Source organism: Providencia sp. PROV076 (genome assembly GCF_028483405.1).
Taxonomy (GTDB): Bacteria; Pseudomonadota; Gammaproteobacteria; order Enterobacterales; family Enterobacteriaceae; genus Providencia; species Providencia huaxiensis.
Map to the genome: position 1 here is coordinate 73,369 of NZ_JAMPRR010000001.1, position 16,187 is coordinate 89,555.

Here is a 16,187-nt window from a genome sequence, read left to right on the forward strand (position 1 = left end):
AATCAATAAAGGGGGAAATAGTGAGATGTAAAAAACAAGACTAAGATGGCTTTTAGATAAAACCATCTTAGTAAAAAATATATTCGCTAATCAAACAGTAAATGGATACTTGATAGCTTCATGGCACTGGTACCCTTCGAGGGTAAAATCATCTGAAGTTACCCATGTTTCGAGGTCTTCTAATGACTTAATTTTGGGGTTAATAACCAATGAAGGGGAAGCAAAAGGCTCACGTTTCAGCTGGACATCACGCATCAAAGGCAATTGGTTTTCATAAATGTGCGCATTCACAATTTTATGATAAGCCTTGCCAGCTTTATGCCCTGTAATGCGAGCCATTAGAGCAAGTAGAACAAAGCATTGTACTTGGTTGAAATTTAGGCCAAGCGGAACATCACAACTACGCTGATAAGATGTTAAATGTAGTGTATCACCTAATAGTGAAAAAGTATGAGTATGCATGCAGGGACGCAAACAGCCCATTTCAAATTCACCCGGGTTATAAAAAGTGATGATTTCAGCACGGTCATCAATTCCATTTTTTAAGTTATTGACGACTTTTTTTAATTGGTCTAAGTGCGTACCGTCTGGACGTTGCCATGAGCGCCCTTGAACGCCATAGACGCGCCCCATGTCATCTTCACCTTTACGATGGGGGTTATTCAGCCATGCTTGGTTTTCGTTTGCATTCGCATTCCAGGTATTACAACCAATTTCACGGAACTGGGCTGCGTTATCATAGCCGCGAAGGTAGCCAAGAAGCTCTGCTATTGCTGCTTTATAAAAACTTTTACGAGTCGTAATCAAGGGGAATTGATTATTACCAACATCATATTCAAGGTCAGCGTTAATAACGGTTAAACAACGAACTCCTGTTCGTTTGTTTTCAACCCATTGCCCTTCATCAATAATACGTTGGCATAAATCAAGATACGGCTTCATAGTGACTCTCTTTTAAAAAAATAACTTAAGTGGCTAACCTTTGTCTTGTTGTACTTCATTGCTTTATTTACAAAATAGTTATATTCCGCAGACTAAGTTAGCCCCAGTAATTGTACTTATTAACTCTTTTTAGGCTCTTTTAGTGGCTTATGGGCCGGCACATTTTTACCATATTTGTAAGCCCAAACAATCATTAGAATTCCAATGATAATCATCGGAATTGACAGAATTTGCCCCATACTAATACCACCAAATAAACCAAGCTGTGCGTCTGGCTGCCTAAAGAATTCAACAATAATCCTAAATGCACCATAGCCAATCAAGAATAGCCCGGAAACACTCCCCATTGGGCGAGGTTTACGCACAAATAAGTTCAAGATAAGGAACAGAACAATCCCCTCTAAGAACATTTCATAAAGCTGTGATGGGTGTCTTGGTAGCACACCGTATTGCTCTAATATGGGTAATAGCGAAGGGTCCTGGGCGGCAAGTTGAATATCTTCACTGCGTGAATGAGGGAATAAAAATGCCCATGGCGTATCGAGTGTTACTCGTCCCCATAGCTCCCCATTAATAAAGTTACCAATACGACCCATACCTAGGCCAAATGGAATTAATGGTGCAACAAAGTCAGATACTTGCAAGAAACGACGGCGAGTACGGTGAGCAAACCACATCATGGCACATATCACACCGATTAGGCCGCCATGGAAGGACATACCACCATCCCAAACCTTAAATAGATATAAAGGATCGTCAAGAAAAACAGGGAGATTATAAAAGAAAACGTAACCTAACCGACCACCGACGAATACGCCAACAAAGCCAACGTACAGCAAGTTTTCTACTTCATTTTTTGTCCAGCCACTATTGGGTTTTGCAGCGCGACGTCCTGCTAGCCAAAGGGCAAAAACAAAGCCAACAAGGTACATAAAGCCATACCAGTGTAACGATACTGGCCCAATCGAGAACATAACAGGATCTATTTCTGGAAATGCTAAGTAGTTGTTACTCATTGTTCCCCACTTTTTAATCATTAAGCCAACTACTCGTCGACTATTACGTATTCAACAGACTTCAATGTGTAAAGTCCCCTGAAGCATACAACAAAAAGTATAGTCATTTATACTTGATATTTTTCGAACTAAACCAAATTAACTACTTACATCTTAACTAATTACATCTTGTTGTAAGTTAAATCCCACCACGTACAAAACCGCCCAAATGGTGTTGCTCCATAAATTCACTCGCCTCTAGCCTGACACTATCACTCGTTTCCGCAGCCAATAATTTCGGTACTAAGTGCGACATCAAGACTGGATCAAGCTGGCGGATTAAATATTTCATGCGAGGAACACTACGCCCACTCATACTTAAGGAGCGATACCCTAGAGCAATTAATACCATTGCGCTAAGTGGCTGCCCTGCCATTTCCCCACAAACACTGACAGGAAGCTGAAGGCGTTGGCACTCTTCACTTACTTTTGCTAAAAAGCGCACAACTGAGGGGTGAAGATTATCATATAGTGCCGCTACATGGGTGTTATTACGGTCAACAGCAAGTAAATATTGTGTAAAGTCATTAGTCCCAATAGAGATAAAATCAACGCGTTTTTTTATTTCCGGTAATAAAAATAGCAAAGAAGGAACTTCAAGCATAATACCAATTTGGGGCATCTCAACGGGCATTTTTAATAAAATACTCACTTCGTCTCTTGCTCTTTTAACCAACAAAATGGCTTCGTCTATCTCATTAACACTGGTCACCATCGGTAATAAAATACGTAAATTACCTGAAAACATATTCGCCCGTAACATCGCCCTTAGCTGAATCAAAAAAATCTCGGGCTGGTCTAACATAATACGAATACCACGCCAGCCTAAGCTTGGGTTTTCTTCGCTAATTGGCATGTATGGCAGCTGTTTATCAGCTCCTATATCAAGGGTTCTTAACACAACCGGTTTGGTTGGGAAGAGTTGTAAAACTTCCTTATAGAGCTGTTTCTGCTCATCTTCCGAGGGAAAACCATTGTGCAGCATAAAAGGCAGTTCAGTACGATACAAGCCAACACCGTCAACCCCTGTGTTAATTTGTTGCTCGTAACGCGGACTTAAACCCGCATTAAGGTAAATATGAACGTGTTCGCCACCTTTAAGTGTTGCATCTTGCCCAAGAGTCCCTTCTGCTAAGCGACTAATGACATTTTCTTCTTCAATAATTTGCTGGTATTCCTGAACAATTAAGTTCTCAGGTTCAATAAAGAGCTCACCACGATAGCCGTCCAATATTAAATGGCGATTATGTAACAGCGAAGGCTCAATATCTGCCCCCATAATTGCAGGGATCCCCATGGCTCTGATTAAAATCGCAGAATGAGAATGTGTTGCTCCGTCACGCACGACCACACCAGCAAGTTGCTCAATAGGTAACTCAGCCAATACGCTAGCGCTTAATTCATCAGCAACTAAAATAAAACGCTCTGGCCACTGTTCATTTGCGGTCAGTGAATCATCAAGATGAAATAATAAACGTTGCCCCAAGGCTTTTAAGTCAGCCCCTCTTTCTCTTAAATAGAGGTCACGAAGGCGAGAAAACTGCTCTACATAATTTTCAATGACCGTTTTAACCGCCCATTCAGCGGTTGCGTTGTCATTAATGGCAGCAAATAGGTGTTTTTTTAGCTGAGGGTCGCTAAGTAGATGATTATAGAGATCAAATATTGCTGCACTTTCTTTTGCAGAGCTAGCCATAAAACGTTTACTAATACGACGACATTCCGCGGTAGCACTTTCGAGGGCAGTGACAAGGCGTTGCTTTTCTTTGTCGATATCAATGGCACTGGCTTGGAAAATACTATCTAAAGAGGGTTGGGAGCTATCTTGCCACCCATAAGCCATTGAAATTCCCTGAGATACAGGGATAGCTTTAATTCTGTTTTGTCGATATTGCCCAAAAATACCTTTTGCCTGAGCTTGTGACAAGATCACAGCGAGTTGCATCGACAACGTGACCATGAAAGATTCTTCGGTTTCATTAAACAGTCGTTTTTCCCGCTGCTGTACCACCAGCACGCCTAATAATTGGCGGCGATAGACCACGGGGACACCTAAGAAAGCTCTTAACTGTTCTTCTTTAAGCTGAGGCAGGAATTTATATTGAGGATGTTCACGAATATCGGCTAGATTGAGCATCTCAGATTGGCGCCCGACGGCACCCACGACACCTTCATCAAACCCTAGGCGAATAGCAATCCCGCTAGGTTTTTTTAACCCGCGGGTTGCCATTAAGTAATAGCATTGGCGAGGGTGATCAGCTAAATAAATGGAACAAACGTCTGTTCGCATTGCTTTGCAAGTCTCATTCACCAACACTTCTAGCGCATCAGTCAAACTTGTCGCCATTGCAACTTTTTCGACAATTTCACGTAAACGCATCAACATAGGCTACTTTGCTCCACGCCTACGGTTATTAAAAGTGGGTCGTTGTGGTAATTTTTGTTCCTGCAGAGGCATAACAACAGGGGCAAATTCCTTCATAACACGCCGATAAACTTCACGTTTAAAAGAAACCACCTGCCTAACAGGATACCAATAACTGACCCATCGCCAGCCATCAAATTCTGGCGATTTACTGCGCTGCACGTTTATATCGGCATCATTGCATTGAAGTTGAAGTAAAAACCAACGCTGTTTCTGCCCAATACAAACAGGTTTTGTATCCCAACGCACCAAACGCTTGGGTAATTTGTAACGTAACCAATTACGGGTAGATGCCAATAACCTGACATCCTTACGCTGTAGCCCGACTTCTTCGTATAGCTCACGATACATCGCCTGTTCCGGCGATTCCCCGGGATTGATGCCTCCTTGAGGAAACTGCCATGAGTGCTGACCATAGCGGCGGGCCCATAAAACTTGCCCTTGCCGATTACAAATTACAATTCCTACATTCGGGCGGTAGCCATCATCATCAATCACAGACTACCTCAATAACCAAATTTGAAAGATGCCTAATTGTTTCACACATACCTAAACTGGTAAACCTATATCAATACAGTTTGCAGATATGTCTGAAGTCACTACAATAGTGAACATCTCAACGGGGTGCCGAATTTATTTAGGCTGAGAACTAACCCGTAGAACCTGATCCGGTTAATACCGGCGTAGGGATTTGAGCCGCCGTCTGCATATCTGCACCGGTTTCTCCTCAAATCCTGTGTCACTATCTTTTAGCGCAGGAAAAAGCATGTTTAAAAACAAAATTATAGCATCGATTTTTACCTTTAGTGCACTCAGTTTAAGCCAATTAGCATGGGCTGATAAACCAACGCTTACTGTTTATACCTATGATTCCTTTGCAGCAGAGTGGGGCCCCGGCCCTCAAATTAAAAAGAATTTCGAAGCGCAGTGCGATTGCGAGTTAAAAATAGTGGCGCTGGGAGATGGCGTAGCGCTGCTAAACAGACTCAGAATGGAAGGGAAAAAAAGCAAAGCAGATGTGATTTTAGGGTTAGATAATAATTTATTAGATTCTGCTGAAAAAACAGGCCTGTTTGCCCCCGCTGACATTGATACCACTGCATTGAAACTGCCTATTTCGTGGGATAGCTCAACCTTCATTCCTTATGACTATGGTTACTTTGCATTTATATATGACACTAATAAAATTAAACATCCCCCAGCAAGTATGGATGCATTATTAAATAGTGATAATAATTGGAAAATTATTTACCAAGATCCTCGCACCAGCACTCCGGGGCTTGGCTTAATGCTATGGATTGAAAAACTGTATGGCGACAAGTCTGCGGATGCATGGCAAAAAATGGCAGGCAAAACACTTACCGTCACTAAAGGTTGGAGTGAAGCTTATGGCCTGTTCTTAAAAGGAGAAGGTGATTTTGTACTCAGTTACACCTCATCACCGGGCTACCAAATGCTTAATGACCAAAAAGATAACTATGCAGCGGCATTATTTAATGAGGGTCACTATATGCAAGTTGAAGTGGCAGCAAGGCTGAAAAATAGCCCACAACCGGAGCTCGCCAAGCAATTCCTACAGTTTGTCTTAACACCTGATTTCCAAAACACCTTGCCAACGACTAACTGGATGTATCCGGTCATTGATATTCCCTTACCTGAGGTATACAACCAGTTACCTCTACCTGAAAAAGCCTTACAATTTAGTTCTCAAGAAGTTGCAAAAGAACGCCAAAACTGGACTCGTTTATGGCAAGCCGCCGTCAGTCGCTGATTAATTTGTCTTTACTACCGGGGGCGTTGGCCTCCGGTTTACTGATTACGGTTGCACTCATTAGTTTTGGTGCGCTGTGGTTTTTTGCACCTGAAATTTCAGTGGCTGACATTATCAGCGATAGCTATTTGTGGCATGTAATTGGTTTTACTTTCTGGCAGGCTTTTTTATCTGCTATTTTTTCTGTGATCCCTGCTATTTTTCTCGCAAGAGCACTGCATCGCCGTCGTTTTTTTGGGCGAACTCTATTTTTACGCCTATGTGCAATGACATTGGTTCTTCCGGTGTTAGTTGCCGTATTTGGTATTTTATCGGTTTACGGGCAGACGGGTTGGCTAGCTAAACTTTGTCAATTACTGGGGCTTGATTACACCTTTTCACCTTATGGCCTAAAAGGCATTTTGTTAGCGCATGTATTTTTTAACATGCCACTGGCAACACGTATGCTATTGCAATCTTTAGAGAATATAGCTATTGAGCAACGGCAGATTGCAGCACAACTGAGGTTTAATGAGTGGCAGCAATTCACTATTTTAGAATGGCCCTATTTACGGCGACAAATATTACCCACTGCCGCATTAATTTTCATGCTGTGCTTTGCCAGCTTTGCGACGGTTCTGGCTCTGGGAGGCGGCCCGGCAGCAACCACCATCGAATTGGCGATTTACCAAGCACTTAATTATGATTTTGATTTAGGACGAGCCACCCTTTTGGCGCTCATCCAGCTATTTTTCTGTGTCGGTTTAATGTTTATCTGCCACAGAGTAAATAGTGTATTTTCAGTGGGTTTTAGCCAACAAGCGCAATGGGTTGACCCCGCTGATAACGCATTTCGGCGTATTCGTGACCTGCTGCTCATTATCGCTGCCATGTTATTGCTACTTCCCCCGCTGTTCGCTGTTATTTTTGATGGCTTAAATGGGCAACTTTGGGCGGTACTGCAGCAACCTGCCTTATGGCAAGCCACGGCAACCTCGGTGTTTATTGCACTATGTGCGGGCGCTGTCTGTGTGGCGCTCACCTTAATGTTGTTATGGAGCAGTCGTGAATTGCGCTTACGCCAAGCTGCTCGTCTAGGGCAAGCCATAGAACTTAGCGGGTTAATTATTTTAGCCATGCCCGGTATCGTGCTCGCGACAGGTTTTTTTATCTTTTTTAATGAAACGATAGGCTTACCTGAATCCCCTTACCCATTAGTCATCATGACAAACGCTTTGTTAGCTATCCCCTACGCGTTAAAAGTATTAGAAAACCCCATGCGAGACAGCGCTGAACGCTATAACCCATTGTGCCAATCACTCGACATTTCGGGTTTTAATCGTTTTCGAATTATTGAACTTAAAGCACTGCGTAAACCAATCGCCCAAGCGCTCGCATTTGCCTGTGTTATCTCAATTGGTGATTTTGGTGTCGTCGCGTTATTTGGCAATGATAACTTCCGCACGCTCCCTTATTATCTTTATCAGCAAATAGGGGCTTATCGGTCGAACGATGGGGCTGTTACGGCCATGCTATTGTTATTACTTTGCTTTTGCTTATTCAGCTTGATTGAACGTATTTCAGGAAAACATCATGATTAAATTGACTCAGTTAGATTACCAATATGACAACCTGACAATGTCATTTGATTTTTCTGTTCAGTCCGGTGAGTCTGTGGCAGTCATGGGGCCAAGTGGTGCAGGGAAAAGTACGTTATTAAGTTTAATTAGCGGTTTTCAATTTCCCAATAGCGGTAAGATTGTGCTCAATGGCGAAGACCATACCTTCACGCCACCTGCTAAGCGCCCTGTTTCCATGCTATTTCAAGAAAATAATTTATTTTCACACCTGACTATCCGGCAAAATATTGGTCTGGGTCTGCAACCCAATTTGCGCCTTAATAGAACGCAAATTCAGCTAGTTGAACAAATGGCGAGCCGAGTCAGCCTGAGTGAGTGCTTAGATAGGTTACCGGCTCAATTGTCGGGGGGACAACGCCAACGCGCAGCATTGGCACGCTGCATGATCCGCAATCAACCAATTTTACTGCTTGATGAGCCTTTTTCTGCTCTCGACCCTGCATTACGCCGAGAAATGCTGTTATTACTTAAGGAAATTTGTGCGGAAAAATCAATCACGTTATTAATGGTTTCCCATAATGTCGATGATGCCCTGCAAATTGCCCCACGGACACTGGTTATTGCAGAGGGGAAAATCGCCTACGATGGCGATACTCAATTACTATTACAGGGGCAAAGTGAGGCATCTGCGTTACTGAGTATCACCACCGCTGCCAATAATTAACACTGTATAAATTCACACCATTCGCGTATATTTATCGTAACTATTTTTATACGAGTTTTATGCGAGTAGCCTAATGACCCAACTTATCGCTCCAGCAGAAAGAGGCTTTATTCTTAGCCGCCACTGGAAAGACACCCGCCACGGTGTTGAGGTCTCTTATTGGCTACTCACTGATAACCAACCTCAAAAGGTCACTGTCCCCTATCAAAAAGCGATTGGCTTTTTAGCCGAATCTCAATTCCCTCAAGTAAAACATCTATTAGATGAGCAACCCAGCATTACCTATCGGCTCCTTGAATTAATTGATTTTAAACGCGAAAAAGTCTATGCAATTTATTGCCACCAATATCGACAATTGCAAAATCTTGAAAAAAGTTGCAACGAATTGGGTGTCGAATTATTAGAAACCGATATTCGCCCAAGTGAACGCTATTTAATGGAACGCTTTATCGCGGCCTCTGTCTGGTTTTCTCGAAATCAGCAAGGGGAGTTTCAACTAAAGCCTTGCGAAGGCTACCGCCCTTTAGTCAAAGCCGTTTCCCTTGATATCGAAACCAGTCAACATGGTGAACTCTATTCGATAGGGTTGTCTGGCTGTGGTGACAACGTGGTATTTATGTTAGGGCCAGAACAAGGGCCGGCATTGAGCACTGAACATCGCTTAATTTATGTGAATAGCCGCCCGCAATTACTTCATAAACTCAATGAATGGCTTCACCAATACGACCCTGATGCCATCATCGGTTGGAACCTAATCCAATTCGACCTACAAGTATTACAAAAGCATGCAGAGCGTTATGGCATCCCCTTATTATTTGGCCGACAAAGCAAAAAACTGGAATGGCGAGAGCATGGCTTTAAACAAGGGGTATTTTTTGCTGCCGCTGAAGGCCGGTTAATTATTGATGGTATCGATGCATTAAAAGCCGCGACATGGAGTTTTTCCTCATTTAGTTTAGAGTCTGTCGCCCAAGCGCTACTTGGTGAAGGTAAAGCGATTGATACCCCTTATGACCGAATGGATGAGATCAACCGCCGCTTTGCTCACGATAAACCCGCTTTGGCACATTACAATATTCAAGACTGTATTTTAGTCCATCGGATCTTTGAAAAAACGGATTTAATGGCGTTCTTGCAGGAACGTTCAACAGTAACCGGCCTTGCTGTCGATAAAATGGGCGGGTCTGTCGCGGCATTCTCACACCTTTATATTCCCCGTTTACACCGCCTTGGATTTGTCGCTCCCAACTTTACGGAACATAAAATGCAACTGAACCCTGGGGGCTTTGTCATGGACTCCCAACCCGGGCTATATGACTCCGTATTAGTTTTGGATTACAAAAGCCTATATCCTTCAATTATTAGAACTTTTCTCATCGACCCTGCGGGTATGATTGAAGGATTAGCGCATCCAGACCTTGAATATTCTGTTCCCGGTTTTCGCCAAGCTTGGTTTTCTCGTACAACCCACTGTTTACCCGATATTGTCAGCCATATCTGGCAAGAACGGGATAAAGCCAAAAAAGAACATAATGCACCGCTATCCCAAGCGTTGAAAATTATTATGAACGCATTTGCTGGGGTACTTGGGGCTGAAGGTTGTCGTTTTTTTGACCCAAGGCTAACTGCGTCAATCACCATGCGTGGCCATGAAATCATGCGTACAACCAAACGTTTGATTGAGTCACAGGGTTATCAGGTTATTTATGGGGACACCGACTCCACGTTTGTGTGGTTACGTGATGCCCACAATGAAGAACAAGCGCAAAAAATTGGTTTTTCTTTACGTGATTACGTGAATAGCTGGTGGAAAAAACATTTAGCAGAAGAGTGGCAATTAGAGGGTGTTTTAGAGCTCGAATATGAAACCCATTACCGCCGATTTTTGATGCCAACGGTACGTGGTGCCGAAATGGGGAGTAAAAAGCGCTATGCAGGGCTGAGTAAAGACACCATGGTATTTAGAGGGTTGGAGACCATTCGCTCAGACTGGACACCTTTAGCACAAATATTCCAAAAAGAGCTCTATACCCGTATTTTTTATCGCCAACCTTACCGTGAATATATTCGTGAATATGTACAAAATATTCGTTCAGGCCAATATGATGACCGTTTAGTTTACCGTAAACGTCTGCGCCGAAAATTGACTGATTACCAAAAAAATGTTCCTCCCCACGTTCGAGCCGCTCGTGCCGCTGATGATTATAATTTAAAATTACAGCGGCCTTTGCAGTACCAAAATGGCGGTTGGATAAACTATATTATCACTCAAGCGGGGCCTGAACCGCTGGAAATCATCACAGCAAAACCGGATTACGAACATTATATCGCTAAGCAAATCAAGCCAATAGCCGATGCCATCTTACCTTTCTTACAAGATGACTTTGATACCCTGCTAACTGGGCAAATCACCCTTTTGTTTTAAAATTTATTCCACCTTTGATGCTTTTTTAACAGGTGACGATAGCCCTCGGTTGAATTAATATATCGCCCCTTTGGTATCTCGCACGTCTGGCTACACAAATTATGCGTGATAATCAACAATACCCGTTATAATTCAAATAGACATTGCTTATTGTCTTGGCCACAAGCCCAGCAAACGCTTTGATGCTTACTTTGCTGCAATTTGAATGATTAAATGTGTATAATTAATCATCAGGTAACGACTGTTTTTAAAATAATTCGAACTCTTCCTTGTGTAACTAGCTAATGAGTTACACCAACACTGGGCGAAGACACTGATAAAAATTGTCTTAAAAAATCTAAAAAATAAACTCTCAATTTTATGGAATTAAGTTAAATCTATGCCATTTACTCTTGGTCAACGCTGGATCAGCGATACAGAAAGCGAACTTGGATTAGGTGCCATCGTGGCAATTGATGCCCGTATGGTAACGCTGCTTTTCCCTGCTAGTGGCGAAAACCGCCTGTACTCTAGCAGTGATGCCCCTATTACCCGAGTGATGTTTAATGAAGGTGATACCATTACCAGCCACGAAGGCTGGCAACTTCAAGTTGAAAGCATTGAAGAAGATAAAGGATTATTGACTTACATCGGCACACGCTTAGATACGCAAGAAACCGGTGTGAGCCTTAGAGAAGTGTTCCTTGACAGCAAGCTCACATTCAATAAGCCGCAAGACCGTTTATTTGCTGGGCAAATTGACCGTATGGATCGTTTTGCTTTGCGCTTTCGTGCACGCAAATTCCAAAGCGAGCAAGTCAAACACCAAGCGACAGGGCTACGCGGCATTCGTGCAAGTTTGATCCCACACCAATTACATATTGCCAATGAAGTGGGAAAACGCCACCACCCGCGCGTATTACTCGCTGACGAAGTGGGCTTAGGTAAAACCATTGAAGCAGGGATGATTATCCACCAGCAATTGATGGCAGGCCGTGCTGAACGTGTCTTAGTTATTGTTCCTGATAGCTTACAGCACCAATGGCTCGTTGAGATGCTGCGCCGCTTTAACCTGCGCTTTTCTCTGTTTGATGATAGCCGTTACAGTGAAGCGCAACATGATAGCGATAACCCATTTGAAACAGAGCAACTCGTTCTGTGTTCACTGGATTTCGTCCGCCGCAATAAGCAGCGTTTTGACCAATTAGTTGAAGCTGGCTGGGACATGATGGTTGTCGATGAAGCTCACCACTTACAGTGGAGCGAGACTGCCCCGAGCCGTGAATATCAAGTGATTGAAACATTAGCCGAAAATATCCCGTCTATTTTGCTATTAACGGCAACACCAGAACAGCTAGGCCAAGAAAGCCACTTCGCTCGCCTGCGTTTACTTGACCCTAGCCGTTTCCATGATTACCAAGACTTTATTGCTGAGCAAGAAAACTACCGTCCAGTTGCTGATGCGGTTTCCTTATTACTGTCGGGTGACAAACTGACTAATGACCAGCAAAATTTACTTAACGAGCTAATCAAAGAACAAGATATCGAACCACTGCTAAAAGCGGCAAACCTTGAAAGTGAAGATGGCCATGCTGCACGCCAAGAGCTGATCAACATGTTAATGGATCGCCACGGTACCAGTCGCCTATTGTTCAGAAATACCCGCAATGGTGTTAAAGGCTTCCCTCGCCGTGAATTGCATTCGTTAAAAATGCCCTTACCCACCCAATACCAAACCGCAATTAAAGTGGCGGGTATTATGGGCAGTAAAAAAGACCTTGAAACACGTGCAAAAGAGATGCTCTATCCAGAGCAAATTTACCAAGAGTTTGAAGGTGAAAATGCCACTTGGTGGAACTTTGACCCGCGTGTTGAATGGTTAATGGGCTTTTTGACCGCAAACCGCCATGAAAAAGTGTTAGTGATCTGCACGAAAGCCGCAACTGCTTTACAATTAGAACAAGTTTTACGCGAACGCGAAGCGATTCGTGCTGCTGTGTTCCATGAAGGGCTATCGTTATTAGAGCGTGACCGAGCGGCTGCCTATTTTGCATCTCAAGAAGAAGGGGCACAGGTGCTATTGTGTTCTGAAATCGGCTCTGAAGGACGTAACTTCCAATTTGCTAACCAATTAGTGATGTTCGACCTGCCGTTTAATCCAGACTTACTCGAACAGCGTATTGGCCGTTTAGACCGTATTGGCCAAAGCCGTGATATCAGCATCCATGTGCCTTATTTAGAAAGTACTGCACAATCGGTGTTGATCCGCTGGTATCACGAAGGCTTAGATGCCTTTGAACATACCTGCCCAACAGGTCGCGCTATCTACGATAAATACTACCAACCATTACTGCAATTTATGGCTGAACCGACAGTCACTGAAGGTTTTGATGATTTTATTAAAACCTGCCGTGCTGAACATGACAGCTTAAAATTACAATTAGAACAAGGCCGTGACCGTTTACTTGAAATGCATTCAAACGGTGGCGAGTCGGGTAATCAATTAGCTGAAGAAATTGGCGAAGGTGATAACGATACCGAATTGGTCAACTTTGCACTCAATCTTTTTGATATCGTGGGTATTAATCAAGAAGATAAAAGTGACAACTTGATTATCCTAACCCCTTCAGACCATATGTTAGTACCTGATTTCCCAGGGCTTCCTCAAGATGGTTGCACCATCACATTTGATAGAGAGCAAGCGCTTTCCCGTGAAGACACGCAATTTATCAGCTGGGAGCACCCTATTATTCGTAATGGTTTAGATTTAGTGTTATCTGGCGATACCGGCAGCTGCGCAGTTTCTTTATTGAAAAACAAAGCATTGCCTGTTGGCACCTTATTGACTGAACTCATTTACGTTGTGGAAGCGCAAGCGCCTAAAAACCTGCAAATTAGTCGTTTCTTACCAGCAACTCCGGTACGTTTATTAATTGATTTAAAAGGTAATAACTTATCATCTCAAGTTGAGTTTGAAAGTTTTAACCGCCAATTAAATGCCATTAACCGCCATATGGCGAGCAAATTGGTCAATGCCGTACAAAATGAGGTTCATTCGGTATTACGCTTATCTGAACCAATGATCGAAAAAGAAGCCAAGACATTGATAGAAAATGCAAAAGAAGCTGCGGATAAGGCGCTGACGCTGGAGCTCTCTCGTTTAGAAGCACTTAAAGCGGTCAACCCAAACATCCGTGATGAAGAGCTTGATATCATTGAAGAAGAGCGCCAAAAACTGATGACCAATATCGACCAAGCTACGTGGCGCCTAGATGCCATCCGCTTAGTTGTGGTGACTCATCAATAAGCGTATTAGGTGCTAAGCCATTCAATCCACTTATTATTAGCTATTTAAATTATGGTGAACGTAGCTTAAAATTATCACCAATTTCTCCCTCATTAGAGGGAGAATTTATTTTAAGAGCTTTGGGAGCGATATACCTTATGATGGAACCTTACCATCCCTCCGTTGAACCTTGGCTGCATGTGCTCTACCAAGATGACCATATTATTGCGGTGAATAAGCCAAGTGGGCTACTTTCTGTGCCTGGGAAAGCTCCTGAGCACCACGACAGCATTATGAGTCGTGTTCAGCGTGATTTTCCCGCAGCTGAATCCGTACATCGCTTAGATATGGCGACAAGTGGTGTCATGGTTGTGGCACTGCACAAGAAGGCTGAGCGAGAGCTTAAACGCCAATTTAGGGAGCGTGAGCCCAAAAAAGTCTATATTGCTCGTGTTTGGGGGCATTTAGAAAAAGAAGAAGGTTTGATTGATTTACCACTGATTTGTGATTGGCCAAACCGCCCTAAGCAAAAAGTGTGTTTCGAAACAGGGAAATCAGCACAAACTGAGTACCAAGTTTTACAATATGAAGAACAAGCAACTCGCGTGAAACTGTCACCGATTACAGGTCGTTCTCACCAGCTGAGAGTTCATATGTTAGCTTTAGGCCACCCAATCCTTGGTGATCGCTTTTATGCTCACGATGAAGCCAAAGCGCTCGCCCCTCGCTTACAATTACATGCACAGGAATTATATATCACCCATCCTGAATATGGCACGCCAATGCATTTTACCTGCCCACCGGATTTTTAATGCTAGATTTATTTGATCGTTTGATTAATTTTCCCTCCCCCTAGCATACCCTAAATGGTTCGTGCCGCAGCTAGGCGGCAAGAGAGTGAATCCTTAGGAGCGTAGATAACTACGTGACTAGGGTTCATGAATGAAGACAACAAAGCGAGATTTTTTGGTTTTTCTTCGTTAGCCTGATTTCCCCTAAATAGTTCGTGTTGCAGCTAGGCGGCAAGAGAGCGAATCCCTAGGAGCATACAGTAGTATGTGACTAGGGTGCGCGAGCGCAGCCAACAACGCTGCGGCGCGAAATATGACGGGGAAATTTATTTGAAGCCGAGCTCCTTCTTAACTAAGTCATAAGCTGCTTGGATTGATTGCGCTTTCTGCTTCGCAATCTCCATCATCTCTGGCGGTAAACCTTTTGCAACCAGCTTATCTGGGTGATGTTCGCTCATTAATTTACGATAGGCACGCTTAATTTTTGTTGGGTCGTCACTGGGAGACACACCAAGCACTTTACAAGCATCTTCAAGGGTTGGGCCATTCGATTGCTGATAATACCCTCCTGATTGCTGCTGAGAGTAACCTTGACCAAATTGGCGACCGCTTTGGATCATATCCAAGAACTGTTCAAACTGAACTTTAGAAATACCTAGCTCTTCTGCAATGATAAACAACACTTTTCGTTCGTTCGGGTGTAATTGTCCATCTGCAAAAGCAGCTTGTAATTGAATTTCCAGAAACATCTGAATCAAATCAAAACGGCCATAACAAGCCATTCGTAGTTGTTTTAATACATCTCGTAATGGAAAGTTAGGGGATTTACCTTCTCTAAACGCTTGTTGAGCCGCTTTTCGTGTTTCTCCGTGTAATTGCATTCTGTCCATTAAATTGGTCGCAAGCTGAATATCTGTCTCGGTTACACGGCCTTTGGACTTCGTTAAATGCCCCAAAATTTGGAAAGTACTCGCAAAGAAAATGATTTGGCGATCTCGCTTATTCATTCTCCCTGCAAATTTACGTTGGATCGATGCTTTATCAAAACCATGCCCAATAATTAACCCAATTAGCGCTCCCCAAAAGCCCAATCCAGAGACGATTGCGAGTATAACGCCAATAATTTTGCCCCAATAGTGCATATATCCCTCAATTCTTCAATGCTCAAAATGCAATTTTGCATTATCATACTATTCATTCAGCTCTATGCATAACTACCCGCGCGTAAAG

At 43.1% G+C, this 16,187-nt stretch carries 11 protein-coding genes and 1 riboswitch; of the genes, 6 read left to right on the forward strand and 5 right to left on the reverse strand.

All coding sequences use genetic code 11. The features are described 5' to 3' along the window. Positions 1 to 90: 90 nt before the first annotated feature. From PSF67_RS00340 to rppH, 4 genes are all read right to left on the reverse strand, one after another. Positions 91 to 942 (reverse strand): thymidylate synthase, encoded by an 852-nt coding sequence (locus PSF67_RS00340; RefSeq protein WP_102137809.1) that lies wholly within the window; start codon positions 940 to 942, stop codon positions 91 to 93. Between the two features lie 119 nt (positions 943 to 1,061). After that, positions 1,062 to 1,958, reverse strand: a complete 897-nt coding sequence (gene lgt, locus PSF67_RS00345) for a prolipoprotein diacylglyceryl transferase (protein ID WP_004908663.1) — start codon at positions 1,956 to 1,958, stop codon at positions 1,062 to 1,064. Between the two features lie 178 nt (positions 1,959 to 2,136). Beyond that, the gene (ptsP, locus tag PSF67_RS00350) at positions 2,137 to 4,383 is read right to left on the reverse strand and encodes a phosphoenolpyruvate--protein phosphotransferase (protein WP_195697673.1); all 2,247 of its coding nucleotides are present in this window, start codon (positions 4,381 to 4,383) and stop codon (positions 2,137 to 2,139) included. Positions 4,384 to 4,386: 3 nt separating this feature from the next. Then, positions 4,387 to 4,920, reverse strand: coding sequence for an RNA pyrophosphohydrolase (rppH, locus tag PSF67_RS00355; protein ID WP_004908658.1), 534 nt, complete (start codon positions 4,918 to 4,920; stop codon positions 4,387 to 4,389). A gap of 112 nt (positions 4,921 to 5,032) precedes the next feature. Next, positions 5,033 to 5,130, forward strand: a riboswitch (TPP riboswitch). Between the two features lie 58 nt (positions 5,131 to 5,188). Here rppH and thiB point away from each other — a divergent pair. The 6 genes from thiB (at position 5,189) to rluA (ending at position 14,978) form a co-directional block, all read left to right on the forward strand. Then, positions 5,189 to 6,193, forward strand: a complete 1,005-nt coding sequence (thiB, locus tag PSF67_RS00360) for a thiamine ABC transporter substrate binding subunit (protein WP_102137812.1) — start codon at positions 5,189 to 5,191, stop codon at positions 6,191 to 6,193. Beyond that, the gene (thiP, locus tag PSF67_RS00365; RefSeq protein WP_272676331.1) at positions 6,169 to 7,773 is read left to right on the forward strand and encodes a thiamine/thiamine pyrophosphate ABC transporter permease ThiP; all 1,605 of its coding nucleotides are present in this window, start codon (positions 6,169 to 6,171) and stop codon (positions 7,771 to 7,773) included. Before thiB ends, thiP begins: the two co-directional genes overlap by 25 nt. Beyond that, on the forward strand, positions 7,766 to 8,476 hold the full coding sequence (thiQ, locus tag PSF67_RS00370) for a thiamine ABC transporter ATP-binding protein ThiQ (protein WP_272530213.1): 711 nt from the start codon (positions 7,766 to 7,768) through the stop codon (positions 8,474 to 8,476). Before thiP ends, thiQ begins: the two co-directional genes overlap by 8 nt. A gap of 73 nt (positions 8,477 to 8,549) precedes the next feature. Next, complete coding sequence (locus PSF67_RS00375) at positions 8,550 to 10,901, forward strand: DNA polymerase II (protein WP_195697675.1); 2,352 nt, start codon at positions 8,550 to 8,552, stop codon at positions 10,899 to 10,901. A 379-nt stretch (positions 10,902 to 11,280) separates the two neighbouring features. Continuing rightward, positions 11,281 to 14,187 (forward strand): RNA polymerase-associated protein RapA, encoded by a 2,907-nt coding sequence (gene rapA / locus PSF67_RS00380; protein WP_272676333.1) that lies wholly within the window; start codon positions 11,281 to 11,283, stop codon positions 14,185 to 14,187. A gap of 137 nt (positions 14,188 to 14,324) precedes the next feature. After that, the gene (gene rluA / locus PSF67_RS00385) at positions 14,325 to 14,978 is read left to right on the forward strand and encodes a bifunctional tRNA pseudouridine(32) synthase/23S rRNA pseudouridine(746) synthase RluA (RefSeq protein WP_102137817.1); all 654 of its coding nucleotides are present in this window, start codon (positions 14,325 to 14,327) and stop codon (positions 14,976 to 14,978) included. Positions 14,979 to 15,283: 305 nt separating this feature from the next. Here rluA and djlA read toward each other — a convergent pair whose 3' ends face one another. Next, complete coding sequence (gene djlA / locus PSF67_RS00390; protein ID WP_004257658.1) at positions 15,284 to 16,099, reverse strand: co-chaperone DjlA; 816 nt, start codon at positions 16,097 to 16,099, stop codon at positions 15,284 to 15,286. Between the last annotated feature and the right edge of the window lie 88 nt (positions 16,100 to 16,187).